Below are 25144 nucleotides of genomic sequence, written 5' to 3'. Positions count from 1 at the left end.
ACCGGAAGGCGGTCAACCGGGAACCGCCGCGTCCGATCCTCGCTCTGGCGGGACTTTCCCGTCGTGTGCCCAAGACGGACGAGGAGGCCGACGTGTCGTTGTCCCGTGTCCGTCCCGCCCGCGCGCTGACCGTGCTGCTCGGGCTGCTGCTGGCCGCGCTGGCCGGCTATGCCGTCGTGGGCAACTGGCAGCAGGCGGCGTTGGTGCGTGGTGTCGCCGCGGCCGGCAGTGACACCGACGCGTACCAGCTGGCGGCCTTCGAGCTGACCACGGAGATGGCGACGCTTCAGGGCACCATGCAGGAGACCGGCGGCGAGGAGCACGACGACCTGCTCGCGGCCAACCAGCGGGCCGACGACGCGATGGGCCACATGGCCGAGGTCGACGAGGAGCACCACGGCGATGCCGCCGACCTGGCCGCCCGGCACCGCAACCTGCGCATGGTCGTGATCGGCTTCCTGGCCCAGATCGAACGGGGCGACGAGGCCGCAGCCGAGGTGACGCTCGAGGAGGTGCTCGAACCCGAGTACACGGCGATGATGACCGAGCTGCTGGCCGAGCAGAAACACCACCTCGCCGACTACGACCTCCTGCAGACCCAGGCGCTGCGCGACTCGCGCCACTCGGTGATCGCCGTCCTGGTCGTCGTCCTGGCCGGCCTCGTCGTGCTGGGCGGCCTCGGGCTGTCCCGCCGCGCCTACCGCCGTCAGGTCGAGGCGATGGCCGGCGCCGACCCGCTGACCGGGCTGCGCAACCGGGCCGCCTTCGTCGACCACGTCGCCGAGGCGCTGCCCGACGAGCCCACCGTGCTGGTCATCAACGTTGACGGCTTCCGCGACGTCAACGAGCAGCTCGGGCACCGCGTCGGCGACCTGTTGCTGGTCGAGACCGGCCGGCGGCTGGCCTCGCTGGTCCGCGGCGGCGACGTGGTCGCCCGGCTCGGCGGCGACGAGTTCGCCGTGCTGCTGCGCGACCGGGAGCCGGGCGTCGGCGAGACGATCGCTGCTCGGCTGACCGAGGCGTTCGACCGTTCGTTCGTCCTCGACGAGATCACCCTCGACCTCGAGGTGAGCATCGGCGCCGCCACCGCGGCCGCCGGCGAGAACGTCATCACCGTGCTGCGGCACGCCGACGCCGCCATGCACGAGGCCAAGCAGAACCGGACCGGTTTCCACCGCTTCCAGGGCGAGGGCCGACAGGACGCCGCGGCCCGGCTGTCGCTGCTGGGCGACCTGCGCCGGGCCGTGGAGGACTCGGACCAACTGACCCTGCACTACCAGCCGAAGGTGGCGGTCGACACCGGCGCCCTGGTCGGCGTCGAGGCCCTGGCCCGCTGGCACCACCCGGCGCGCGGCTCGGTCTCGCCGGCCGAGTTCATCCCCGTCCTCGAGGTCACCAACCTCATGCACCGCTTCACCGAGCGGGTGCTGACGATGGCGCTGGGCCAGGCCCGGACCTGGCTCGACGCGGGCCACCGGGTGCCGATCGCGGTCAACGTGTCGGCCCGCAGTCTGCTCGACCCGCAGTTCCCGGCCCGGGTGGCCGCCCTGCTGGCCGAGAGCGGCGTGCCCGGCGACCTGCTGTCGATCGAGGTCACCGAGTACGCCCTGATGAGCGACCCCGACACGGCGATCCACGCGCTGCACCGCCTGCGTGAGGCGGGCGTGGTGGCGTCCATCGACGACTACGGCACCGGCTACTCGTCGATGACGTATCTGAAGGTCCTGCCGATCGCCGAACTGAAGATCGACCGTTCCTTCGTCCTCGACATCGCGGAGAACAACAGCAGCCGGGCCCTGGTCGCCTCGACCGTCGAACTGGGTCACCGCCTGGGCCTGACCGTCGTCGCCGAGGGTGTCGAGGACGAGGCGGCCGTGGAGGCGCTGCGCGAGATCGGCTGCGACACCGCCCAGGGTTATCACTTCGATCGGCCGCTGACGGCCGAGGCGCTGACCGCCCGGCTCGAGGAGAAGCTGCAGACCGCCTGAACGGGATCAGCCTCCGGCGCCGATACGTGTTGACGTATTGACGTGTTGATTCAACACGTCAATACGTCAACATGATGGCGCGATCGCTTCGATCAGGCGCGCGACCACTTCTGGTTGGGCTGACCGGAACAGTCCCACAGCTGCAGCTGGGCGCCGTTGGCCGTGTTGCGGTCCTTGATGTCCACGCACTTGTTGGCGGAGACGTTCACCAGGTCGCCCTGCTGTGACAGAGTAAACCGCTGCACCGGGTTGGTGTTGCACTGGACCAGCTGGATCGGGGTGCCGTTGGTGAGCGCGCCGCCGGCCGGGTCCATGCACTTGCCCATGGAACGCATCGTGCCGTCGCCGTTGGCCACCCACTGCTGCGCGGCGGTGCCGTTGCAGTCGTAGGTCTGCAGCCGGGCCCCGTCCACCGGGTTGGCGCCCGGAATGTCGATGCAGCGGCCGCTCAGGCTCGACTTGAGCGCCGTGCCGTTACCGCCCGGCGGCGGCGTCGGCGTCGTGGTCGACGTGTTGACGTGCACGTAGTCGATCAGCATCTTGCTCTCGGCGGGCAGTCCGGCCGGGTTGCCCTGGCCGAAGTTCCCGCCGATGGCCAGGTTGAGGATGATGAAGAACCCGTGGTTGAAGACCCAGTTGACGTTGCCCTTGGCGGCACGCAGCGATTCCGGGGTGGCGCGGAAGTACTCCCGGCCGTCGACGGTCCAGACGACCAGGTTGGGCGACCAGTCCACGGCGTACGTGTGGAAGGCCTGGTGCCACGGCGTGCTGGAGGTCGTGATGGCGCCGAACGAGTTGCCGCCGGAGTAGCCGGGACCGTGCAGCGTGCCGAACAGCTGGTTGGGCTCGCGGCCGACGACCTCCATGATGTCGATCTCGCCGTCGGTCGGCCAGTTGCTGCCGCCGAGCATCCAGAACGCGGGCCACAGACCCGAGCCGTTGGGGACCTGGATGCGCGCCTCGATGTGCCCGTACTGCTGGGTGAACTTGCCGGCGGTCTGGATGCGGCCCGAGGTGAACTGGCAGGTGCCGTTCCAGCAGCTGTTGCCGCCGCTGCCCTTGCGGGCCGTGATGACCAGCTGGCCCTGACCGTTCATGGCGACGTTGCTGGTGCCGCTGGTGTAGTACTGCAGCTCCTGGTTGCCCCAGCCGCTGCCGCCGGTGTCGAAGTTCCACTTCGACGTGTCGACGCCACTGCCGGCCGGGCCGTTGAAGTCTTCGTTCCAGACGACGGCCGCCTCGGCCGTGTCGTTGCGGGAGCCGACGGCGAGGCCGGCGCCCAGGGCCACCACGAGGGCGGTGGCCGCGATCAAGAATCGGGACTTGCGCATGGGGATGATCCTCCGGGGAGAGGAGTGGGGGTAATACGCAACAGTCTTAAAAATTGACCGCCATGAGTCAAGCCAAAGCCGGTCCTACCCGGAAAATCGGCCCCTAAGACTCCCTCGAACTGTGCGTCGGCGCACTTCAGGCCACGGCCAGCGCGGCCAGGCCGGCGACGGCGGCCAGCACGGTCAGGTGCAGGCGGCCCGAGGGCCAGCCGTCGGGCAGGGCGGTCTCGACCACGGTGGCCGCGCTCAACTCGTACGGCTTGGCGCAGGCGGCGGGAGCGGTCCTCGGGGTTGTTGAAGCCCAGCCCCTCGGCCACGGCCGGCGCGCACAACGGCACCCACCACAGGGCGGTCAGCGCCAGGTCGAACTCGCGCGTGGACGGCCCGGCGGTGTCCCAGTCGAAGAAGCCGGCCAGCCGGTCGCCGTCGAGGACGGCCGGTCAGCGACGGCCCGTCCGTGCTCGCCAACGCCTGCGCGGCGAGCCGCTCGTCCGCCGCACGCCTGCCCCGGAGGGCAGGCGTCAGCGCTTGTCTCGATCAGGTGGCCGAACGTCGAGCTGTCAGCTCATGCGGATCTCGACGAGGACGGCCTTGGGCAGCTCGTTGCCGTCGCCCGGCTCGATCGCCACCGGCTCGTTCGGCTCGACGGCGTACTCCTTCGTCGCGGCGTCGGGGTCGCCCGTCACCTTCGCCTTGACCACGAGGTCTTCGGTGCCGCCGCGGACGCCGAACGTGCCCGGCACCTCCAGCGTGAGGTAACCCTTGGACCCGATCGTCTTGAAGCAGTAGTACAGCCCGAACGGCGGCAGACCGTTGGTGGACTTCTCGACCTGGGTCAGGCCCACCGGGCACTGCCCCTCGGCCAGCGTCCGCTTCGAGTCGAACAGGATGTGGCCGTCGCCCTTGAACAGCTTCAGCTCGTGCTGGGCCAGGATGCCCGCCGCGCCCGGATAGGCGTAGTCCTCGACCAGCGACGGCGGCGCGTCGTCGGCCTGGGCGGCGGTGACGCCGGAGGCAGCCAGCCCCACGCCACTGGCCAGTGTGAACACAGCAAGAGCCGAGAGTGCCTTGGCACCCTTCATATGAATCCCCCGTTGAAATTGTGTGACCGCCCCGCCACCGAGTGGAGACAGAGCCGGCGCGCTGGACGATATCGGCGGCCACCGATCTCCGCAAGGCCGCTCGAGTCTTGACGCTGATGACAGCCGATGTTTGACTTTGATCGTTCATGCTCGTTCGGTTCAGAGGGGCGTGCGATGGTGATTGGTCGGAAGCGGATCGGGGCTGTCGCGGCGCTGAGCCTGATCGGGAGCCTCCTGGTGGCGGGCGAGGCGGCCGCGGCTCCCCCGCTCTATCCGCCCGGCGGCGCGACCACGCAGTTCCTCGATCACCGGGCGCTGCTGGGGACCACCCCCGAACCGGCCTGGTACGAGGCCAACATCCCGTTCGTCGACCTGCCCGACGACGAGATCGAGAAGACGTACTACTACCGGTGGCGCACCTTCAAGGAAGCCCTCAAATACACCGGGCCGCAGGACGGGTGGATCGTCTCGGAGTTCCTCGGGCCGGTCGGCTACTCGGCGCCGTTCGGCGGCATCAACGCGGCCGCCGGGCATCACATCTACGAGGGACGCTGGCTGCGCGACCGGCGCTACCTCGACGACTATCTCGACTACTGGCTCACCGGGTCGGGCTCGGCGGCCAAACCGGCCACCGAGGAGCTGAACAAGAACACCACCGACTGGGCCCACCAGTACTCGTTCTGGGCGGTCGACGCGGCGGTGGCCCGGGCCGAGGTCACCGGTGACTGGCGGTTCCTCACCGAGCGGATGCCGGCGCTCGAGCGGCAGTACGAGGGCTGGAAGCGCACCAACTTCGACGCGGCCCGCGGCGTCTACTGGCAGACGCCGGTGTGGGACGCGATGGAGTTCACCGCCGGCTCGTACCAGAGCGACGACCCCTACCACGGCGGCGACGGTTACCGGCCCACGCTCAATGCCTACCAGTACGGCGATGCCCGAGCCCTGGCCCTGCTGAAGCGCAAGGCCGGCGACCCGGCGGCCGCGCGGCGCTACGACAGCGAGGCGGCGCGGCTGAGGACGGCGACCGAGCGGGCGCTGTGGGACGGCTCCTTCTACAAGCACGTCATGAAGGGCCAGAGCACCCGCATCGCCGACCGGGAACTCATGGGCTACGTGCCGTGGTACTTCAACATGCCGCCGGCCTCGTCCGCGCCGGCCTGGGCCCAGCTCACCGATCCGCAGGGGTTCGCGGCCACCTACGGGCCGACGACCACCGAGCGCCGCAGCCGGTGGTTCATGCACCAGGCGCTCGACGGCTGCTGCCGGTGGGACGGGCCGAGCTGGCCGTTCGCCACCAGCCAGACGCTGACCGCGCTGGCCAACCAGCTGCTCGACTACCCGGCACAGTCCTACGTGGACGCCGCGGATTACGTTTCGCTGCTTCGGGGGTACGCGCTGACCCAGCGCAAGAACGGCCAGCCGTACGTGGCCGAGGCGCACCATCCGGACGAGGACCGCTGGATCTACGACGGCCGCGGCCACAGCGAGGACTACAACCACTCGACGTTCACCGATCTGGTGCTCTCCGGGTTGCTCGGCATCCGGCCGCAGGCCGACGACACCGTGCGGATCGCGCCGCTGGCTCCGCCGGACTGGACGCATTTCGCGGTCGAGAACGTGCCCTATCACGGCCACAACCTCACAGTGGTGTGGGACAGGGACGGCAGCGTCTACGGTCGCGGCGCGGGGATGCGCGTCTGGATCGACGGTGTGCAGAAGCTTTCCCGTACGACGCTGGGGGACGTGCGGGTGGCGGTGCCGGCCGCACCGGCGCGGGCCGGTCAGCCCGAGCTCGTCGACGACGCGGCGAACGTACGGGAAACGGGGTATCCCGCCGCCAGTGCCTCGTACACCTGGTCCGGGGACGCCGCCGCCAACGCGATCGACGGGCAGGACTTCCACCTCGACGTGCCGACGACCCGCTGGACCTCGTACGGAACACCCAACAGCAGCGACTGGCTGGCGGTCGATCTGGGCGCGGCGACAACGATTTCCGACGTACGCGTGGACTTCTACGACGACGGCGGAGGGGTGCGCACTCCCCCGTCGTACGCGCTGCAACACCAGACCTCCGACGGCGCCTGGCTGGACGTGCCGGGCCAGCAGCGCACCCCGGCGGTGCCGGCGGGCCGTGCCATCAACCGGATCGTGGTCGACCCGCCGCTGACCACCGACCGGTTGCGGGTCGTGGCGCCGGGCTCGTTCGGCATCACGGCGCTGCAGGTCTGGCGGCAACCCGACCCGCGGCTGAAAGCGTCGTTCGCGGTGAGCTCGCTGGCAATCGACGCCGGCCGCACCGTGAGCGTGCGGAGCCGGGTCACCGCGGCCAAGCGCACCACCGGCGTGCGGGCGTCGCTGCAGGTGCCGCGCGGCTGGACCGCTCGCGCCCGCACGGCCGCCCAGGCTCCCGTGCTCAAAACCGGCGCCACCCTGACGACCACGTGGGACGTCACGATCCCGGCGTCGGCCGATCCCCTGGCCGGCCTGCCGATCCGGCTGCTGGCCGAGGCCGGCGCCGGCGTGAGCGGCGCGCTGCTGCCCACCCGCTACCAGTTCGACCCGGCCGACTATCCGGTGACCGTGTGGGACGACGACTTCTCCACCGACCGGCTCGACCGGTACCGCGTCGACCACCCGGCAGCCGAGCCGTCACCACAACTGACCGTCGCCGGCGGCACGCTGACGGCCGCCGCCGGCTCCCGCGCGTTCGCCGTCCTGGCCGCCCCCGTCACCACCGGCTCGGCCGTGATCGTCGAACCCACGAAGTTCGCCGGCTCCACCGGAGAGGACAGCCTGTTCCTGGGCTTCTCGGCGGGCGACCACACCAACGCGCTGGCCTGGTACAACAACTTCCACGGCACCTCGGGCGCCGACGTACGGGTGGACGGCACATCCCAGCCCGACGGCGGCTGCTGCGCCCCCGTGCGCTGGCAGCCGGGCGACCGCTTCGCCGTCCTGGCCCGCTCCGGCACCCTGACCACCTGGCACGAGCACGCCGGCGCCTGGACCCTCATCCACACCGCACCCCTGGCCGCCGTGCCGGGTTCCCCCGCCTTCGGCCTGCGCCTCGACGCCGGAACGATGGCCCTCACCCGGGTGACCGCCCGCTCCCGCTAATCACCGCCACCCCCACCGCCGCTGCGCCTCGCTCAGCTGAGCCGAATCACCGCAACCAGGCGACACCGTCCGGGCCGGGCAGGCCGTCCGCCGTCAGCATCTCGTCGAGGGCTTTGGCAATTCGCTGGAGTCCGGCGCCGGTACGAGGAAAGCGCCGGCCCGAGATGAAGACGATGCCGTGATGTCCGAAGCCTTGCTGCGCCAACCGCGCGAAGTCGCTGATGTTCTCGGTGACCACACACCGGCGGTTCCGGCTCGCCCGAGCCAGAACGTCCTCGTCCGTCTTGGCGGCGAGTCCCACCTCGATCTCCAGGACGGCGACCGCATCGTGGCCGGATTGCCGCAGGTGTGCGGCGTAGTAGCGCAAGGCAACCCCCACCTGGGCCGAGGCCGATCCGGTCACCTCGGCAAGCTGGCGGAGCAGCGCAGCCGAGTCGATTTCGGGATCTTCTCGCGGTCGACGGTCAGCTCAGGGGGAAGACGGACTGGGCCCACGGTGGGCGGGCGGAGGGCTGGATCGAGGTCACCCACTTGACCCACCAGAAGCCGCGGCGGCCGGGGGCGGCCAGGCGGGCCGGGTAGCCGTGGCCGTAGGTCAGGGGGCGGCCGTCGATCGCGGTCACCAGCCAGACGTCGTCAAGACTGCCGGGGCCGAACCAGCGGGCGTAGCCGGTGGTCGAGCGGACCTCGAGGCTGCGCCAGCCGTCGGCGGGCACGCCGGCCGCTTCTAGCAAAGCGCTCAGCCGTACGCCGTCCCACTGCTGGCTGCTGTACCAGCCGCTCGTGCAGTCGAGGACCGCGGTGAACCGCTCGTGGGGCAGGGCGAGCAGGGCGGCCAGGTCGAAGGTGGCGGCGCCGACGCGTACCTGCCAATCCGTCTGGTCGATGCGTTGAATGCCGTCGTCGAACCAGGACGTGACCAGCAACCTCATCTGCGGGACGGAACCGCTGAAGCGACGCTCGGTGGCGGCCCACGTGTCCCAGGCGGCGGTGGCGGCGGCCGCACCGGCGCCGAGCACGCCCAGCCGCAGCAGGGCCCGCCGGTCGACGTCGGTTCGTCGCGGCCGGACGTAGTGGCCGGCGAAATGCAGGGCCACCGCGAGCAGCGCGCCGATGGCCGCGCCCACGTGGATCTGTATGAGGGTCAGCGGGCCGACGTCCTCGACCGTGCCAGTCGAGTGGAGCAGCCCGCTGCCGATCGTCACCAGCACGAACACGAGCAGGGCCAGCGACAACGCCTTCTTGCCGCGGCCGCGCCGCTTGTTGCCCAGGCCGCGCCGGATGACCACGTACTTCCACGGGGCCAGCAGCAGGATCGCCAGCGCCGCCCCGGCATGCAGCTGGATGAGGTCGAGCGGCCAGTTCACGCCGACGGTGTTGGCCGCCGTGCCGGTGAGCACGCCGGCCGCGATCAGCAGCCCGAGGGCGAGGTCGATCCGCCGCCCACCTTGTCGCGCCCGGAAGCTCACCTTCATGGCCGAACGGTAACTCGCCGACCCGCTCCGGTAGCCGGGGTGAGACGGTCCTTTCGCTCAGTGCGCGGGCAACGCTCTACGCGTATTGTCTTTGCTGCGGCCGGTTTTCGGCTGCCGCCTCAGACCCCGGCGTGCGTCGCTGCGCTTACAAGGGTGGGCCATGGCACCGTACTCAACGTCCGTCTGCGCCGTCGTGGCCGTAGCAACCCCCGCAACAACGTGAGCTCTGCTGACGTGCCGGCAGAGGAGCGCCACCGTCCTGAGGCGGGCCTGGATCGGTTGGGAGACCGGGTCGAGCACGGCCTGGACCACCTCAGCGCCGTGGTCAAACCCCGGCTCCGGGGGTGGCTGCATGCCGTCGCCTTCCCCGTCGCCGTGGCAGTCGGGGCGCTGTTGACTGTGCTGTCCCCGGATGCCGGTTCCCGGCTGGCCCTGACGCTGTTCACGGTGTCGGCGGCGCTGCTGTTCGGCATCAGCGCGGTGTATCACCGCGGTCAGTGGACGCGGCGCACTCACGGCGTGCTGATGCGGTTCGATCACGCCAACATCTTCCTGATCATCGCCGGCACCTACACGCCGTTCTGCGTGCTCGCGCTGCCGTCCGGGCAGGCCCGGACCCTGCTGTGGATCGTGTGGTGCGCCGCCCTGGGCGGCGTCGCCTTCCGGGTCCTGTGGGTGGGCGCGCCGCGCTGGCTGTACGTTCCGGTCTACATCGCTCTGGGCTGGGTCGCCGTCATCTACCTGCCCGGGTTCTGGCAGGCGGGCGGCGCAGCGGTCGTCACGTTCCTCCTTCTCGGCGGCGTGCTCTACACGCTCGGCGCTGTGGTCTACGGCTTGCAACGGCCTGACCCCAGCCCGCGCTGGTTCGGGTTCCACGAGGTCTTCCACGCCCTGACCGTTGCCGCCTTCACCGCCCATTGCATCGGCATCTCCATCGCCCTGCGCACCGTTGACGCCTGACGGCAGGTCAGCGCTGCGCACGGCTTGTCCCCCGCGAGAGCATGCTCGGGCGGGCCGCTGGCGTGATCTGCCGTCGGCTTCTCGCCGTCCCGAGCGGCACTGGCCGTAGGGCATCCTAGGAACCTAGCCTTTGCGTCGGACGGCGCCGATCAGAAGCGGCCACATCGCGGTGTGGTCGCCGTAGACCCGCGCGGCCGTGTCGATCTCGGACAACCATTCGTCGCGCTGGGTCTCGGTGATCAACGACTGGGCCAGGGCGAGGGGGGCGATGCTGCGGTAGGTCGCGGCCAGCATCCCGGCCGAATCGGCCGTCGTGCCGAGGCGGCCGGTCACGTCGGTCGTGTCCGGTGCGCCGATCCCGGCCTGGGCGAACAACGCCGGCAGCCGGGTGCCCAGCCGGATGTCGCGGCCCGCCGCCGCGTACGCGCCCAGGAACACCCGCCGCCACTCGTCGACCACGCTCAGCGGCGGATACGAGTCGACCGTTCGCATGTCGTAGTCCTGCACCACCAGCACGCCGCCCGGCGCCACCCACCGCCACATCCGGCGCAGCACGGCCACCGGATCGGCCACGTGCAACAGGATCAGCCGTCCGAAGACCAGGTCGAAACCCCCGGCGGGCACGGCGTCGTCGTCGCGTTCCACATCGGCCCGTACGAACGTGCCGTCGACGGCGGCCCCGAGCGACACGTCGACGTCGATCCCGGTGACCACTCCCCCGCGCGCCACCATCAGGTCCATCACCGCGCCGGTGCCGCAGCCCACGTCCAGGCACCGATCGCCCGGCGACAACCCGGCCCGGTCGAGTAGACGGGCGGTGGCCGACGCCCAGACCTCGGCCTGGCGCCGCAGCCGCTCGTGCTCCTCGGTCGTGCGTCCCATGACGTAGTCGCTCATGACTCCCCCTCAGGTGTCGGGCATGTGCCCTCAGGCTGGCCCTCCGGGCCCGGCGGGAGCATCGTGGAGGCGCTACCGAGATTTGGACGCCGGAACCATGACCGAACTGTGCGGACGCGACCGGGAACTGGCCGACCTGGCCGGGCGCATCACCGTGGCCGCGGGCCGGGCAGGCCGGCTGGTGATGATCGAGGGCGACGCCGGCATCGGGAAGACCGCCCTGGCCGACGCGGCCCTGACCGCTGCCGCCGGACGGGGCCTGACCGTGCTGCGAGCCCGCGGCAACCCGCTCGATCAGCAGTTCCCGTTCGGCGTCGCCCGCCAGATGTTCGCCCCGGTGCAGACCGCGCCCGGGTGGCGCCGGCTCTGCCGCGGCCCGGCCGGGTTGGCCGCCCGCGTGCTGACCACCGGCGACCCGCCGCCCGCGAGCAACCCCGATGCCATGTACGCCGCCACGCACGGCCTGTTCTGCCTGACCACCGCGGTGACGGCCCGCCATCCGGCCGTCTTGTTCGTCGACGACGCGCACTGGGCCGACCTGCCGTCGCAGCGCTGGCTGGCCGGGGTGGCCCGGCGCATCGACGAACTGCCGCTGGCGCTGGTGCTCACCATGCGCACCGGGGAACGGGTTCTCGGTGACCTGCTCGCCGGCGACGTCCTGACGCTGGGCCCGCTCGACGCGGCCGCCTCGGCGGCGCTGATCCGCGGCCGGTTCCCCGGCGCGACCCCCGAGTTCGCCGCGGCCTGCCACCGGGCCGGCGGCGGCAACCCGTTCCTGCTCACCCACACCGACGCCCCGCACGCCGGCGTAACCGACGGAAACGCCCCGGACGCCAGCCGCCCGCCCACCGGCGCAACCGACCGGAACACCCCGCACGCCAGCCGCCCGCACGGCGGCGATACGTCGCCGAATACCCCGGAAGCCGGCCGCCCGCACGCCGACCCGGGTTCGGCCGAGGTGGCGCGGTGGCTGGCGTTGCGGTTGCAGCGGATGCCGGAGGGCTGTGCCGAGCTGGCCTCCGGTCTGGCCGTGCTCGGCCCGGCGGCGCGGCTGCGGGACGCCGCCGACCTGAGCGGCCTGACCTGGGAGCGGGCGGTCAGCTGCGCCGACACGCTACGCGCGGCCGGGCTGGTCGCGCCGGGCGAATGGGCGCCCGCCAACCCGATGATCGCCGGCGCGTTACTGCGGAACCTGGGCGGCGCGACGCGTGCCGGCTGGCACGCCCGGGCGGCCGACCTGCTCGCGGCCCGGGGCGACGACGTCGAACGGACGGCGGTACACCTGCTCCGGGCCGAACCGGCCGGCCGATCCGACCGGGCCGGCGCTTTGCGTGCCGCCGCCGCGCGAGCCACCGCCCGCGGCGCCCCTGAGATCGCCGCGGCCTATTTGAGCCGAGCCCTCGACGAGACCCCGCTGGACAGCGGCGCGACCCGCCTCGACCTGGCGCTGGCTCTCGCCGCCGTACGCCGCGCGGGCGCCACCGCTCTCGCCCACGAGGCCGTAGCCGGGATCGCCGATCCCGCGGACCGCGCCGAGGCCGCTCTGCGATGCGGCCGGGCCCTGGCCATCGCCGCCCACGGCTCGGCCGCCATCGCCGTGCTCCGTCTCGGCGCCGCCGATGCGGACCCGGCCACCCGGGCCACGATCGATGCGGACCCGGCCACCCAAGCCCGAATCACGGTTGGTTCGACCAGCCGAGCTCGGATCAAAGCCGACCCGGCCGCCCAGGCTCGATTCGAAGCCGACCCGGCAAGCCAAGCTCGGATCAAAGATCACCAGGCCACCCAGGCCCGCATCGAGGCTGAGATCGCCGGAGCAGCCGGCCTGGACAGCCGCACCATGCCGCTGATCCGCGAGTTCGCCGCCCGCCGGCGCGCCTGCCCGCGCACGGAGCAGCCGCAGCTGTGGCGGGTGATCGAGGCCGTCAACGCCACGTTCGAGGCCCGCCCCGCCTCGCACAGCCTGGCCATTCTGCGGCCCCTGCTCGACGACGGCGGTCTGGCCGACGAAACGGACTCCGTTCTGCCCACCGTCGCCGGGCTCACGCTGATCGCCAACGGCGACCTGGACACCGCCCGGGCGATGGGCGAGGCCGTAGCCCGCGACGCCGGCCCGCGCGGCTGGCTCAGCACCGTCGCCCACGGCCGGTTCCTGCGCTCGCTGGCCGGGCTGCCCGCCGGACTCGTCCCGGCGGCCGTGGCCGACGCGCGGGCCGCCGTCGACTTCAAGCTGAGCTGCGACACCCCGCCCGGCGGCCTGCTCTTCGCGCTGTGCCCGCTGCTCGACGCGCTGATCGAGGCAGACCGGATCGACGACGCGGAAACGGTGCTGCGCACCGAGTTCCCGGGCGAGCCGCCGCCGCACGCGATCAGCAGCCCGATGTTCATGCAGAGCCGGGCCCACCTGCGCCTGGCCCAGGACCGTCCGGCCGAGGCGATCGCCGACCTGCGCGCGGCCGGCGAGATGTGGCGCGATCTGGGCGTACGCCATCCGGCGCTCGCGACGTGGCGGGCCGATCTGGTGGCGCCGCTGCTGGCCACCGGCGCTCCCGCCGGCGACCTCGCCGCCGAGCAGCTCGCGCTGGCGTCGGCGGTGGGGGCGCCCGGCCCGTTGAGCACGGCGCTGCGGGTGGCGGCCCTGGTGGCTCCCCGCGACCAGCGGCTGTCCCTTCTGGAGGAGGCCGTGAAGACCGGCGAGGGCACGGCCGACCGGCTCGCTCACGCGTACGCGCTGATCGCCTTCGGCCGCGCCCTGTGCCGGGCCGGCCACCGTGAAGCGGCCCGCGTTCCCCTGCGTACGGCGTTGAGCCTGACCGCTCCGACCGGAGCGCACCGCGCGGCCGCGACGGCGACCGCCGAACTGCACGCGACCGGCGCCCGCCCCCGCCGCTCGGCGACGCACGGCCCCGAGTCGCTGACCACCGCCGAGCAGCAGATAGCGGGCCTGGCCGCGTCCGGCCTGACCAACCGCGAGATCGCCGGCCGCCTCGTGCTGAGCCGGCGCACCGTCGAGACCCACCTGGCCCACACGTACGCCAAGCTCGGCATCGCCTCCCGCCAGGGCCTCGACGCAGCCCTGCAACCTACGGGGCGAGGGACGCCAGAATGACGTCCTGCGCCGCGCGGACCGTGGCCTCGTACGACGCCGGGTCACGGCCGATCCGTTCGGCGCCCGCCCGCATGGCCCCGGAGAGCAGCTCCACCGTGAGCGGCACGTCGCCGACATCGCGGAACTCCCCGCGCGCGACGCCGTCGCGGACGACGCCCTCCACCTCGGCCACCACCACGGTGAACGGGTTGCCGGGCCCCTTGGGCACCTCGGCCACCAGCGCGGCCGAGCCGGGCCGGAACATCGGCTGCAGAGCCTGATCGGTCGACGCGGCCAGCACCGCCGCGACGATCTGCCGCATGCGCTCGGCGGCCGGCTCCGCCGAGCGGGCGGCGATCGCGGTGACGCTCTCGACCATCGGCCGGCTGGCCCGGCCGGTCAGCGCGAGGACCAGCGCGCTCTTGTCGACGGCGTAGTTGTAGAGCGTGTTGCGCGCGAGCCCGGCCCGGGCCGCGATGTGGCCCATGGTGATCGACTCGTAGTCACGCTCGAGCATCAGCTCGCGCATCGCCTCGGCCAGGGCGGCCCACACCATCTCGTGGTGTTCCTCGATGCTGGCTCCCCTGATCCGCGGCATACGGTCATCCTGCCTGAGGCGCCAGATGCTGGTTCTCCTGGTGGGCGACCGTGAGCTTGACGCGGCTGAGCCGCCAGCCCCGGGGCGTGCGGACCGCCTCGTTGTCGTAGAAGCCGACCACCAGCCAGCGGTCGCCGGAGGGCGTCCAGTGCTCGGCGCGGACATGCGCGTGGACCGTCGCGCGGTCGCCGTCGATCTCGACGACGTGCCCGGTGATGGCATGGTGGGTCGCGGTGAAGGGAGCGAAGGAGCCGCGAAGGATCTCGACGTACTGCGGCAGGGGCAGGGTCATCGGCGGGACCTCGACGACCGAGGAGAAGTCGAGCGTCACCGGGTCGGTGAGAACCCGCCCGGGCAGGTCGGTGAACTGCTTGAGATCGGCGACGTCGGCGTAGCGGCCCAGCAACTCGATCAGTGCGGCGTGATCATCCATGGCGCAAAGGTTACGACAGGTTGTCGTAAAAAACCAGGCGGGTCAGGAGGGTGTCAGCAGAGCCTCGTTCGCGAGGAACAGCGGGATCGCGCGGGCGGGCTGCGGCACCGCGTAGTGGAAGCCCATCCCCTGCCGGTAGCCGAGGTCGTGGAGCATGGCCGCCTGCGGGGCGCCCTCCACGGCCTTGGCCACCGCAGTGATGCCGAGGTCGGCCGCGAGCGTGGCGATGGCGCGGGCCACGGCCGCCTGCCGGGGCGAGGTGATGATCTGCTCGGTGATGGAGCCGTGCAGCTTGATGACGTCGATGGGCGCCGACGCCAGCGCCCGCAGGGAGGCCGGCCCGGCGCCGAAGTCGTCCAGCGACACCCGTACGCCGGACTCGCGCACCGCCCGCAACGTGCGCACCACCGGCTCCTCGAGCAGGGCGTCCTCGGTCACCTCGACGATCAGCCGGCCGGGCGCGGTGACGGTGCGCGCCACCTCGTCGGCGAAACCCGGTTCGCGCAGTTGATGAGCCGAGACGTTCACGTACGTCCCGGGCCAGTCCGCCTCCTGCTGACGGCACGCCTCGGTCAGCATCCAGCGGCCGAGCGGCACGATGAGCCCGCTGCGTTCGGCGATCGGGATGAAGTCGCCCGGCATGATCGGCCCCCGGACCGGGTGCTGCCAGCGGGCGAGCGCTTCCAAGCCGGTCAGCGTGCCCGCACCGAGCCGGACGATCGGCTGGTACACCAGCTCCAGCTGCCCGCCCGCGACCGCGTCGTGCAAGCCCTCGAGCACCGCCGCCTGGTCGAGGAAGTGGGCCCTCAGACCCGACTCGTAGTGCACGGGCCGCCCGTGGCCGCGCGACTTGGCCGTGCGCAACGCCATCTCGGCCTTGCTGAGCAGGTCGGTCCCGCGGTCGCCGGGCGCGGCGTGAGCGACGCCGGCGCTGGCCCGGGCCGAGACCGGGCGGCCGCCCGCGTCGATCGGGCTCGCCAGCGCGACCCGGATCCGCTCGGCCAGCTCCTCGAGCCCGGGCACCGCGATCCGGGGCACCAGCACCGCGTACTGGTCGCCGCCGAGCCGCCCGACCACTCCGGCGTCAGCGACGGTGTCGCGCAGCACGCGGGCCACACCCTCGAGGATGCTGTCCCCGGCCTCGTAGCCGAGCACGTCGTTGACGCCGGCGAAGTCGTCGAGGTCCACGACCAGCACACCGGGCGCGTCACCCCGTTGGAACCCTTCGGTGGCCTCGTCGAGACGGCGCAGGAACGCCGCCCGGTTCGCCAGATCGGTGCCGGTCACAAGACTCCGATCGGCACCCGGCGACCTTCGCTTAGGGTCGGTGCCGCCGGTCGAAGAGGCTTACCTCGCGCGGCTCGCTGCCGATCACCAACTCGTGGAACCCAGGCGCAGGCTGACCCCGGACCCCGTGCTGGCCGGGCTGGCCGTCTTCAGCCTGGCCCTGATCGGGTGGTTCCTCGCCGGTCCGGGCGGGGCGACCGTCTCGTGGACGGTGCAGACCGGCCTCGACGTGACCATCGCCGTCTGCTCGTGGCGGCTGGCCCGGCAGAACACCGGCCACCGGCACGCCCGGCGCTTCTGGCTGGCCGTCCTCGCCACCGGCGTGTGCTGCACGCTGGGCGACGGCTTCCAGGCCGTTCTCACCCTCTTCGACCCGGCCGCCGGTCACCAGCCGAGCGTCGTCCAGACCGGCCTGGTCGTGCTGGGCATGCTGATCGTCGTCGTCACGATGGTGTTCCACCCGCTGGGCGGCACCGGGCGCCAACGGCTGCGGTTGTGGCTGGACGCGGCGACCGTGCTGGCCGGCGTGGCCGTCTTCCTGTGGTACTTCCTGCTCGCCGGCGTGGTCACCCACGGCAACCGGACCGAGCTGGCCGGCGCCGCCGCCACCTCCACGGTCATGCTGCTGATCACCGTCGGCCTGCTCAAGCTGATGCTCGGCGGCACCGCCCCGTTCGCCCGCGTGCCCGGCATCGTCGCCAGCATCGGCGTGGCCGGCACCGCGGTCGCCGCCTCGACCGTGACGCTCGTGGCCGGCGACGCCGACCCGGGCGTCATCTACGTCTCCCAGTTGTTGCCGTGCCTGCTCATGCCGGTCGGCATGCGCCTGCAGACCCTGCACATGCGCCGCGCCCACACCCGCACCGCCCCAGCCGACCGGCGCCGCTCGAGCCGGCTGCCCTACGTGGCCATCGTCGCCGTGCAGCTGCTGCTGCTCGCCGCGCTGGTCGGCCACAGCGGTGACCTGCGGATCTGGGGCGTCGCCGTGGGTGCGGTGACGATCACCGTGCTGGTCCTGTCGCGCCAGGTCGCGGCGTTCACCGACAACGAGCGGCTGCTGGCCGAGCTCGACCACCGGATGGCCGAGGTCCGCGACCTGCACGACGAGCTGCACCACCGGGCCAACCACGACGCGCTCACCGGGCTCGCCAACCGCAGCCTGCTGGAGCAGCGCCTGGCCGAGCAGCCGGCCGGCGACCAGGTCAGCGTGCTGCTCGTCGACCTCGACGGGTTCAAGCCGGTCAACGACTCGTACGGCCACCACGCGGGCGACCAGGTGCTCGTCGCCGTGGCCGAACGCCTGGCCGCATGGACGCCCGAGGGCGGCCTGGCCGCACGCCTGGGCGGGGACGAGTTCGCAGTCCTGCTGCTCGGCCCGGCCGAGAGCTCGGCCGCGGTCCCGACCGAGGGCCTGGCCGCGGCGCTGGAGAAGCCGATCATGCTGCCCGGCACCGCCGAGGTCACCGTCGGCGCCAGCGTCGGCCTGGCCACCGGCTCGCCGGCCGACGCCACCCATCTGCTGCGCGAGGCCGACGCGGCCATGTACCGGGCCAAGGCACAACGCAAGACGGAGAAACCACTAAGTTTCTCGATGTGACCGAAGGGGTCGCGGGGCGGTACCGGCTGAGCCGGGCGCTCGGCCGCGGCGGGATGGGCGCGGTCCGGCAGGCGCACGACGAGCTGCTGGGCCGCAACGTGGCGGTCAAGGAGATCTGGTTGCCCACCACCGGCGGCGAACCAGCGCGAGGGCATCCTGCACCGGGACGTGAAGCCGGCCAACATCCTGCTCGACGCCGAGCAGGCACGCCCGCTGCTGGCCGCGGTGGTCGCCCGGCCCCCGCAGAAGCCCCGCCGCAGGCCCACGTCCGATACCGTCGTCGCCCCCGCGGACACGGTCGCCGCGCCCACCGTCGAGCAGAGCCCCGTCGGCCCGACAGCCACCGCGCACACCGTGCTGCTGCCGTTGAAGGCCCGGTCCCGTACGGCTTGGATCGCCGCCGGTGTGGTCGGCGTGCTGCCCCTGGCCGGCGGCATCGCCTGGGCCACCGGCCGCAACGGCCGGACGATCATGAACAAGAGCATCGACTCGGTCGGCGCCGATCTGCCCTGTCTGTGCGCCGACGCCACCCTCGTCAGCTACGGCAACCGGAACGTCTCGACCGACACCTACGAGCGCGTCAGCCGGACCCCCTGAGCTGGATATCAGCCTTTCGGAGGGGCCGCCGGCGGCGATCTTCGGAGTAACTTACGGGCAGTGTTCCTCTCCGTTCTGGGCCCGCTGCGCGCCACCGTCCGGGGCGCGGCGGCCGACCTCGGTGGGCCGCGGCAGCGGGCCGTGCTCGCACGTCTCGCCGTCGCGGCCGGTGAGGTCGTCTCAGCCGACCGGCTCGTCGACGACCTGTGGGGCGATGCCGACGTGCCGGCCAAGGCGCTCGCCACCCTCCAGGTGCACATCAGCCACCTTCGCCGCGCGCTCGAACCGGGCCGGGCCCCGCGCACTCCGGCCACCGTGCTGGTCAGCGTCCCGCCCGGCTACGCCCTGCGGCTGCCCGCGGAGGCGGTGGACGCGTGGCGCTTCGACGCCCTGGTGCGCCGGGCCGCCACCGCCCCGCCGGCCGAGCGGCTGCGGCTGCTGACCGAGGCGCTGGACTGCTGGCAGGGCGACGCGTACGCCGAGATGGCGGCCCAGCCGTGGGCCGTGCCCGAGGTGGCCCGCCTGGCCGAGTTGCGCCTGCTGGCCGTCGAATCCCGGGCCGAGGCCCAGCTCGCGCTCGGCCGCCCGGCCGTCGTCGTGGCCGAGCTCGAGCGTCACCTGCACGACAACCCCGGCCGCGAGGCCGCCGTCCGCCTGCTGGCGCTCGCTCTTTACCGGTGCGGCCGGCAGGGCGACGCCCTCGCCGTGCTGCGGCGCACCCGCGACCACCTGGCCGACGAGCTCGGCGTCGACCCCGGTCCGGTGCTGCGCGCGCTCGAGGCGGCCATCCTGACCCAGGCCCCGGCGCTCGACCCGCCCCCGGTGGCGGCCGCGCCGCCGGCTTCCTTCACGGCCGCGCCGGTCGCCTGGGGCCGAGACGCCGAGCTGGCCACGCTGGCCGCCGCCGCCGAGGAGGCCGATCAGCACGGCGCCCGGGTCGTGCTGATCGGCGGCGAGGCCGGCGCCGGCAAGACCACCCTGGCCGAGGCGGCCCTGGCCACGCTGGCCGAGGCGGGCTGGCACGGGCGCCGCGGGCGCTGCCCCGAGGTGTCCGGTGCCCCGCCCGGCTGGGCCTGGTTCGAGGCCCTGGACATCTCGACGCCGGCCGCTGCCGACGCCAACCCGTTCGAGCTGGGCCGCTCGATCGCCGCCGCGCTCGACACCGGCCGGACGGCGGTGCTGCTCGACGACGTGCACCAGGCCGACGACCTGACCCTGCAACTGCTGCGGCAGGTGGTCGCTCAGCAGGCCCGGCGCCCGCTGCTGGTGCTGGTCACCTATCGCACCACCGACCGCAGCGACGAGCTCGACGCGACGGTCGCGGCACTGCTCGGCGCGACCTCGGCCCACCTCGTGCTGCGCGGCCTGGCCCCGGCCGCGGTGACCGAGCTGGCCCGGCGGCACGGCCTGGCCCAGGCGGGCCCGGAACTGCTGGCCATGGTGGCCGAACGCACCAACGGCAATCCGCTGTTCGTGCGGGAGCTGGCCCGGCTCATCGCGGCCGAGGGCGCCGGCGCGGCCGGGTCGGGAATCCCCACCGGCGTCCGCGAAGTGCTGCGCCGCCGCATCGCCCGCCTGCCCGACGCCGTCGCGACCACGCTGCGGCAGGTCGCCGTGCTCGGGCGCGAGGCCGACCTGGACGTGCTGGCCGCGGTGGCCGGCCGCGACCCGGACGACCTGCTCGACACGCTGGAGGCGGCGGTCATGGCCGGGCTGCTCGACGAGCCCGCGCCCGGTCAGGTGCGCTTCACCCACGCGCTGGTGCGCGACACGCTTTACGAGGACACTCCGCTGCTGCGCCGGGCGCGGTTGCACAGCCGGGCCCTGGCCGTGCTCGACGGGCAGGCGGAAGCGGCGACGCTGGCCCGGCACGCGGCCGCGGCGGCCGGTCCGGCGACGGCGCAACAGGCCATTCCGTACGCCGTGACGGCCGCCCGCGCCGCCGAGCGGGCCGGGTCATGGCGGGAGGCGGCCGGCGAGTGGCGGCAGGCGCTGCGGTTGCGGCAGCTGGCGGGCACCCGGGCAACCCGGCCGGCGGTCGAGCTGCTGGCCCCGGCCGTGACAGCGCACGCGCGGGCCGGGGACATCGTGCGCGCGCGGGCGATCTGTCTTGACGCGCTGGCCGCCCACGACGACGTCGCGCTGCTGGTCGCCTGGGACGCGCCGCTCATCTGGACGACCCGCGACGGGCGCGAGCCGTCCTTCGTCGCGGTGGAGGCCATCCGGGCCCGGCTCGCCGGTGAGCTCTCCGACGATCTTCGCGTACGACTGCTGCTCGCCCTCTTCCGCGAGCTGGAGGGCTACGACGAGGCCGAGGCCCAGCGGATCAGCGCCGAGGCCCTGGCGCTCGCGCGCGGCGTGGACGACGCGCGCCTGCTGTGCGCGGCGCTCAACGTGCGGGCGTACGCCGCGCTCGGCCCCGACCTGCGCCGTGAGCGCCGCCCGGTCGCCGAGGAATACCTGGCGCGGGCCGTGGAGTCCGGCCAGATCGACCACGAGGCGGTCGCGCACTGGCTGCTCTTCCTCGACTCGGCCGCGCACACCGAGCTGGACCGGGCCCGGGCCGAGATGGACCTGGCCGTCGCCCGGTCGACCACGGGACAGCTGGGCAGCCTGCTGGCGGTGGTCGGCATCTTCACGGCGCTGCTCGAACTGCTGGCAGGTCGGGTCGACGAGGCCCTCGAACGGTACGAGGAGGTGAGCCGGCGGCTGGCCGAGCACGGCGCGTTCAACGGCGCCGCCATGGCCACCGTGGGGCGCCTGGGGGCCGCGCTGGCCCGCGGCGACTTCGCGCCGCTGCGCGACGAGCTCATCGCGGTCGAGGCCGCGTACCCGGGACGGGTGACGGACCCGCTCGTGCTCGCGCTGCTGGACTCGGGCGACGAACCGGGGGCCCGGCGAGTGTGGGCGGAGCGCCGGCCGATCGACCGGAACTACTACTGGCTGGGGTTCACCACACTGCGCGCGCACGCGGCGGCCCGGCTCGGCGACGTCGAGACCGGCGCTTCGCTCATCGCCGAGCTGCTGCCGTTCGCCGGGCGGGTCGCCGGGCTCGACTCGGGTTCGCTCTACGCCGGCCCGGTCGACGGCGCCCTGCACGCCCTGACCGGCGATCCGGCGTACGCGAAATCGGCCGCCGCTCTCACCGAGAGTCTCCGAACACCAGGCTCTCGCGGCGCTTGAACGGCAGCGGCAGCAATCTGATCATCAGAGCGACCGGGATGCCGCCCTCGCGCCGGGTCTCGGCCAGCTCGTCGTCCGTGCTGACGGCCAGGATGCGCGGCACCTCGAAGCTCATCTTGGCGCCCCGCTTGCGAATCGCCGTCTCGACCCGGTTCCACTCGTCGTCGGAGACGTACTGCCTGATGAGCGGCACAATCGTGCGTTCCTCGTCGGCGATGTGCTCGCGCAGGGTGTCCCGCAGGTCGGCCAGATCGGCGGCCAGCTCGGCCGGGACGACGTGGGTCGCCGCGAGTGCGGCCGCGCCCGCGCGGATCCGGGCCAGCTTGGGATCGAGCACGGCGTGGTCGTCGGTCAGCTCGGTGAGGTCGACGTGCGCGCCCGCCGAGCGCTCGAGCACCGGCCACAACACCTCGTCCTCGGCGCTGTGATGGTGGTGGATGCTGTCGCAGAAGTCGGTGAGGTAGCCGGCGGTCGCGGTGGCCCGCTTGCGCCCGGTCCGCGCCGCGGTCAGCCGGTCGGTCAGCTCGGCCAGGCGGTCGAGGTCGCGGAGCATGGCGCGGTGGGCCAGAAGCAGGCCGGTGGGTTCGTTGTTCATGCCGCGTACGGCGCCGGGGACCGCCTTCAGCCGGCCTAAGAGCGACTTAAGACGCCTGGCGCACGGGCTCGTCGGCCAGCCAGACGTCGGCCAGCTCGCTGAGCGGGATGCCCAGGGCCTGACTGAGGCCGACGACGGTGCCGAAGGCCGGCGCGGGCAGCCGGCCCGCCTCGATCTTGCGCAGCGTCTCGGGTGAGATGCCGGCGACCAGAGCCACCTCGACCAGGCCGCGGCCGGCTCGCGCGGCCCGCAGGGCGGCCCCGAGGCGCTGGCCGGCGGCGATCTGTTCGGGGGTCAGAGGTCGGCGAACCATGCCCGCAGGATACCGCCCGCCGGCGCGTGGTATAAAAATACCGAGAGGACGTCGAGGAGGAGACTGTCGTGATCGAGCTCAAGTCGGCCGACGAGATCGGCCGGATGGCGGTGGCCGGCCAGTTCGTCGGCGAGCTGCTCGCCGAGTTGAGCGGCGTCGCCGCCGTCGGGGTCAACCTGATGGACATCGAGCACCATGCCCGCCGGCGTATCAAGGAGCGCGGCGCCGAGTCCTGCTACTGGGACTACGCCCCGTCGTTCGGCCGCGGCCCGTTCCGCAACGTGCTGTGCCTGTCGGTCAACGACGCCGTGCTGCACGGCCTGCCCCACGACTACGTGCTGCGCGACGGCGACCTGCTCAGCATCGACATGGCGCTGGGCATCGACGGCTGGGTGGCCGACTCCGCGCTTTCGTTCGTCGTCGGCACGCCCGACCCGGCCGACCTCAAGCTGATCGAGGCGACCGAGGTCGCGCTGGAGGCCGCGATCACCGCCGCTCAGCCCGGCGGCCGCCTCGGCGACATCTCGGCCGCGATCGGGCAGGTCGCCCACTCGTACGGCTATCGCGTGAACCACGAGTTCGGCGGCCACGGCATCGGCCGCACCATGCACGAGGCCCCGCACATCTCCAACGACGGCCGGGCCCGCCGCGGCATGCGCCTCGACCCCGGACTCACGGTCGCCATCGAGCCCTGGCTGTGCCAGAGCACCGACAAAATCAAGTACGACGAGGACGGCTGGACGATCCGCTCGGCCGACGGCTCCCGCACCGCCCACTCCGAGCACACGGTGGCCATCACGCCGACCGGCCCGCAGGTGCTGACCCGCCGCCCCACCCCCACCCCCGCCGCCGATACCGACACCGACACCACGAGGAAGCCCGCCGCGGCCGCCTGAACTTTGGTCGGCCATCGATCGACTGAGGACGGATGTGCCGCCGGGCCGGCCTTGGCAGATTGACGCCATGGCGACCGAAACCGCGGCACCCGGGCGGCTCCGCCGAGTCGCCACCAGCCCGGCGCTGCTCATCCTGCTCGTCGCGCCGTTCTTCGGCGAGGGCCTCTCCGGCTCCAGTCCACCGCTGGAGCTTCTGCTGCCGTGGAACCTGGCCTACATGATGGCCCTCTACGGCTGCGGCGCCCTCGTCTGCCGCGAGGTCGCTCACCGGCTCGGCCTCAGGTTCGGCGGCCTGGTGCTGCTCGGCGTCGCCTACGCCGTGTGGGAGGAGGCGCTCGTCGACCGGTACTGGTTCTTCCCCCAGTTCTGGCAGGATTCCGGCATCGGCGCCTACAGCGTCGTGTGGCACACCAACGTGCTCCTCGCCGCCCACCTCACGGTGTTCCACACAGCGATCAGCATCTGCGCGTCGGTTCTCGTCGTCGAGTGGCTCGCTCCCCAGGCCCGGAACCGCCCGTGGACCGGCCGCACCGGTCTGGTCGCCGCGGGTCTGGTGCTGGCCGTGACCCCGGTGATCTACGGCGAGTTCGACCAGCGCCCACCGGTCGCCGTCCTCGTGGCCGCCGGTGTTCTGCTCGTCGCGATCGTGGCGGCCGCCGTGCTGGTGAGCCGCCGGCGGCGTCCGGTTCCCACACTGCTCACCGGAGGCGCGACCCGGCCCCGGCGCGGGCTCGGCATGCTGGCCTTCGCCGGTGTGGCCGGGCACTGGATTCTGACCTACACGGTCGCCGGGACCGGGCTGGTGTGGCCGGTCGGTGTGGCGTTGTCGCTGCTGCCCGTGGCCGCCGGCCTCGTCCTCGTACCGCGTCTGGCGGTGACCGGTCCGTACGGCAGCGACGGCGTCCGCGTGGTGGTCGGCCTGCTCTCGTTCTTCGTGCTGCTCGACCTGGTGGTCGCGCTGCTCGGCCGCTACGACATGATCCTGGTCGCGATCCTCACCGCCTGGCTCGCGCGACGCCTGCACAACCGGAGAACCCGCGCAGGGTTCTGACACGCGCTCAGGGGGCGGCGATCGCGTCGGCCAGCGCCTGCGCGAGCCACTTCTCGTACTCGTCGGGCGTCCAGCCCCGCTCGCCCACGAGCAGCTCGTAGACCTCGGGCGCGATCAGCGTCCACACGATGTCGGTGGCCCGGTCGGCGTCGACGCCGGCGCGCAGGCCCCCGGTGGCGGCGAGGTGCCGCACGATGCCGCCGGCGCCGGCCATGCGTTCCTCATTGGTGGTGCGGCGGAACCGGTCGAGATCGGGGTCGCCGCCGCGGGCGCCGGCGAGCAGCCGGGCCAGCAGCGGGCCTGTGCGTTCGGCGATCCGGCGGGCGGCGTACGCGTACCGGGCGAGCTTGTCCCGGGGGCCGGCGGCGGCGAACACGGCCTGGATCTCGGGGCGGTCGATCATCGCGACGGGCTCGTCGTCGCCGGCCAGCGTGACGTCGTAGACGTCCTTGATCAGCGCCGCCTTGGTGCCGAACGCCTTGTAGACCGTCTCGGCCGAGACGCCCGCCTGCGTCGCCACGTCGCGCATGGTGACCGCCGCGGGCCCGCGTTCGACCAGCAGATCGTGGGCGGCCTCGAGGACGTGACGCCGGGTGAGCCGAGCCTGCTCGGCCCGCCGGGTGTTGTCGTATGCGCGACGCGTCATTGATTACCGA

Annotated in this window: 20 protein-coding genes; 9 read left to right on the top strand and 11 right to left on the bottom strand. The window is 72.8% G+C overall.

The window, feature by feature from the left end; all coding sequences use genetic code 11:
* Positions 1–92: 92 nt before the first annotated feature.
* The gene (locus tag KXC43_RS44375) at positions 93–1988 is read left to right on the top strand and encodes a putative bifunctional diguanylate cyclase/phosphodiesterase (RefSeq protein ID WP_221382309.1); all 1896 of its coding nucleotides are present in this window, start codon (positions 93–95) and stop codon (positions 1986–1988) included.
* Between the two features lie 92 nt (positions 1989–2080).
* On the opposite strand, the gene KXC43_RS44370 is transcribed toward KXC43_RS44375, so the two are convergent.
* Positions 2081–3319, bottom strand: a complete 1239-nt coding sequence (locus tag KXC43_RS44370; protein WP_221382308.1) for a ricin-type beta-trefoil lectin domain protein — start codon at positions 3317–3319, stop codon at positions 2081–2083.
* 560 nt (positions 3320–3879) lie between these two features.
* The gene (locus KXC43_RS44365; protein ID WP_221382307.1) at positions 3880–4401 is read right to left on the bottom strand and encodes a hypothetical protein; all 522 of its coding nucleotides are present in this window, start codon (positions 4399–4401) and stop codon (positions 3880–3882) included.
* A 174-nt stretch (positions 4402–4575) separates the two neighbouring features.
* On the opposite strand from KXC43_RS44365, the gene KXC43_RS44360 reads away from it, so the two are divergent.
* Positions 4576–7518, top strand: coding sequence for an MGH1-like glycoside hydrolase domain-containing protein (locus KXC43_RS44360; protein ID WP_221382306.1), 2943 nt, complete (start codon positions 4576–4578; stop codon positions 7516–7518).
* A 46-nt stretch (positions 7519–7564) separates the two neighbouring features.
* On the opposite strand, the gene KXC43_RS44355 is transcribed toward KXC43_RS44360, so the two are convergent.
* Both KXC43_RS44355 and KXC43_RS44350 read right to left on the bottom strand, forming a co-directional pair.
* Entirely contained in the window at positions 7565–7921 is a 357-nt protein-coding gene (locus KXC43_RS44355) for a DUF5615 family PIN-like protein (RefSeq protein ID WP_221382305.1), read from the bottom strand.
* 61 nt (positions 7922–7982) lie between these two features.
* The gene (locus KXC43_RS44350; RefSeq protein ID WP_255645878.1) at positions 7983–8993 is read right to left on the bottom strand and encodes a molybdopterin-dependent oxidoreductase; all 1011 of its coding nucleotides are present in this window, start codon (positions 8991–8993) and stop codon (positions 7983–7985) included.
* Between the two features lie 279 nt (positions 8994–9272).
* Here KXC43_RS44350 and trhA point away from each other — a divergent pair, with 279 nt between their 5' ends.
* Positions 9273–9953: a PAQR family membrane homeostasis protein TrhA gene (gene trhA / locus KXC43_RS51975; protein ID WP_255645877.1), complete on the top strand. Its 681-nt coding sequence runs from the start codon at positions 9273–9275 to the stop codon at positions 9951–9953.
* Positions 9954–10076: 123 nt separating this feature from the next.
* On the opposite strand, the gene KXC43_RS44340 is transcribed toward trhA, so the two are convergent.
* Positions 10077–10850, bottom strand: coding sequence for a class I SAM-dependent methyltransferase (locus tag KXC43_RS44340; RefSeq protein WP_221382302.1), 774 nt, complete (start codon positions 10848–10850; stop codon positions 10077–10079).
* A 97-nt stretch (positions 10851–10947) separates the two neighbouring features.
* Here KXC43_RS44340 and KXC43_RS44335 point away from each other — a divergent pair, with 97 nt between their 5' ends.
* Complete coding sequence (locus KXC43_RS44335) at positions 10948–13959, top strand: helix-turn-helix transcriptional regulator (protein ID WP_221382301.1); 3012 nt, start codon at positions 10948–10950, stop codon at positions 13957–13959.
* Here KXC43_RS44335 and KXC43_RS44330 read toward each other — a convergent pair.
* The 3 genes from KXC43_RS44330 to KXC43_RS44320 are packed head-to-tail and all read right to left on the bottom strand — an operon-like array spanning position 13934 to position 16256.
* Positions 13934–14536, bottom strand: a complete 603-nt coding sequence (locus tag KXC43_RS44330; protein ID WP_221382300.1) for a TetR/AcrR family transcriptional regulator — start codon at positions 14534–14536, stop codon at positions 13934–13936. The two genes, KXC43_RS44335 and KXC43_RS44330, sit on opposite strands and share 26 nt — an antisense overlap.
* Positions 14537–14540: 4 nt before the next feature.
* The gene (locus tag KXC43_RS44325; protein WP_221382299.1) at positions 14541–14969 is read right to left on the bottom strand and encodes a nuclear transport factor 2 family protein; all 429 of its coding nucleotides are present in this window, start codon (positions 14967–14969) and stop codon (positions 14541–14543) included.
* Between the two features lie 42 nt (positions 14970–15011).
* Complete coding sequence (locus tag KXC43_RS44320) at positions 15012–16256, bottom strand: putative bifunctional diguanylate cyclase/phosphodiesterase (RefSeq protein WP_221382298.1); 1245 nt, start codon at positions 16254–16256, stop codon at positions 15012–15014.
* A 94-nt stretch (positions 16257–16350) separates the two neighbouring features.
* Between KXC43_RS44320 and KXC43_RS53030 the strand changes: the two genes are divergently transcribed.
* The 3 genes from KXC43_RS53030 (at position 16351) to KXC43_RS44305 (ending at position 21633) form a co-directional block, all read left to right on the top strand.
* On the top strand, positions 16351–17853 hold the full coding sequence (locus KXC43_RS53030; protein ID WP_221382297.1) for a GGDEF domain-containing protein: 1503 nt from the start codon (positions 16351–16353) through the stop codon (positions 17851–17853).
* Positions 17854–18021: 168 nt separating this feature from the next.
* Positions 18022–18450 (top strand): hypothetical protein, encoded by a 429-nt coding sequence (locus KXC43_RS44310; RefSeq protein WP_221382296.1) that lies wholly within the window; start codon positions 18022–18024, stop codon positions 18448–18450.
* Positions 18451–18510: 60 nt separating this feature from the next.
* Complete coding sequence (locus tag KXC43_RS44305) at positions 18511–21633, top strand: ATP-binding protein (protein ID WP_221382295.1); 3123 nt, start codon at positions 18511–18513, stop codon at positions 21631–21633.
* Here KXC43_RS44305 and KXC43_RS44300 read toward each other — a convergent pair.
* On the bottom strand, positions 21593–22228 hold the full coding sequence (locus KXC43_RS44300; protein ID WP_221382294.1) for a hemerythrin domain-containing protein: 636 nt from the start codon (positions 22226–22228) through the stop codon (positions 21593–21595). The two genes, KXC43_RS44305 and KXC43_RS44300, sit on opposite strands and share 41 nt — an antisense overlap.
* A 46-nt stretch (positions 22229–22274) precedes the next feature.
* Positions 22275–22541 (bottom strand): helix-turn-helix domain-containing protein, encoded by a 267-nt coding sequence (locus tag KXC43_RS44295; protein WP_221382293.1) that lies wholly within the window; start codon positions 22539–22541, stop codon positions 22275–22277.
* A gap of 68 nt (positions 22542–22609) precedes the next feature.
* On the opposite strand from KXC43_RS44295, the gene map reads away from it, so the two are divergent.
* Positions 22610–23437 (top strand): type I methionyl aminopeptidase, encoded by an 828-nt coding sequence (gene map, locus KXC43_RS44290; protein WP_221382292.1) that lies wholly within the window; start codon positions 22610–22612, stop codon positions 23435–23437.
* Between the two features lie 67 nt (positions 23438–23504).
* A complete protein-coding gene (locus tag KXC43_RS44285) occupies positions 23505–24488 on the top strand; it encodes a hypothetical protein (RefSeq protein WP_221382291.1) in 984 nt (327 codons plus the stop codon).
* 7 nt (positions 24489–24495) lie between these two features.
* Here the strand turns inward: KXC43_RS44285 and KXC43_RS44280 are convergent, their stop codons facing one another.
* Positions 24496–25134 (bottom strand): TetR/AcrR family transcriptional regulator, encoded by a 639-nt coding sequence (locus KXC43_RS44280; protein ID WP_221382290.1) that lies wholly within the window; start codon positions 25132–25134, stop codon positions 24496–24498.
* Between the last annotated feature and the right edge of the window lie 10 nt (positions 25135–25144).

Origin of the sequence: Paractinoplanes polyasparticus (assembly GCF_019710575.1) — a bacterium.
GTDB classification, from domain to species: domain Bacteria; phylum Actinomycetota; class Actinomycetes; order Mycobacteriales; family Micromonosporaceae; genus Actinoplanes; species Actinoplanes polyasparticus.
Note: the sequence above shows the minus strand (reverse complement) of the source record. Positions and strands in the feature narration are given on the sequence as shown.

What these genes read in the sequence shown, in the direction of transcription:
- KXC43_RS44365 (WP_221382307.1), bottom strand. Translation starts at nt 4,401, where the DNA reads ATGAAGGGTGCCAAGGCACTCTCGGCTCTTGCTGTGTTCACACTGGCC.
- KXC43_RS44285 (WP_221382291.1), top strand. Translation starts at nt 23,505, where the DNA reads ATGGCGACCGAAACCGCGGCACCCGGGCGGCTCCGCCGAGTCGCCACC.
- KXC43_RS44340 (WP_221382302.1), bottom strand. Translation starts at nt 10,850, where the DNA reads ATGAGCGACTACGTCATGGGACGCACGACCGAGGAGCACGAGCGGCTG.
- KXC43_RS44325 (WP_221382299.1), bottom strand. Translation starts at nt 14,969, where the DNA reads ATGGATGATCACGCCGCACTGATCGAGTTGCTGGGCCGCTACGCCGAC.
- KXC43_RS44280 (WP_221382290.1), bottom strand. Translation starts at nt 25,134, where the DNA reads ATGACGCGTCGCGCATACGACAACACCCGGCGGGCCGAGCAGGCTCGG.
- KXC43_RS44350 (WP_255645878.1), bottom strand. Translation starts at nt 8,993, where the DNA reads ATGAAGGTGAGCTTCCGGGCGCGACAAGGTGGGCGGCGGATCGACCTC.
- KXC43_RS44360 (WP_221382306.1), top strand. Translation starts at nt 4,576, where the DNA reads ATGGTGATTGGTCGGAAGCGGATCGGGGCTGTCGCGGCGCTGAGCCTG.
- KXC43_RS44295 (WP_221382293.1), bottom strand. Translation starts at nt 22,541, where the DNA reads ATGGTTCGCCGACCTCTGACCCCCGAACAGATCGCCGCCGGCCAGCGC.
- KXC43_RS44300 (WP_221382294.1), bottom strand. Translation starts at nt 22,228, where the DNA reads ATGAACAACGAACCCACCGGCCTGCTTCTGGCCCACCGCGCCATGCTC.
- KXC43_RS44335 (WP_221382301.1), top strand. Translation starts at nt 10,948, where the DNA reads ATGACCGAACTGTGCGGACGCGACCGGGAACTGGCCGACCTGGCCGGG.
- KXC43_RS44330 (WP_221382300.1), bottom strand. Translation starts at nt 14,536, where the DNA reads ATGCCGCGGATCAGGGGAGCCAGCATCGAGGAACACCACGAGATGGTG.
- KXC43_RS44370 (WP_221382308.1), bottom strand. Translation starts at nt 3,319, where the DNA reads ATGCGCAAGTCCCGATTCTTGATCGCGGCCACCGCCCTCGTGGTGGCC.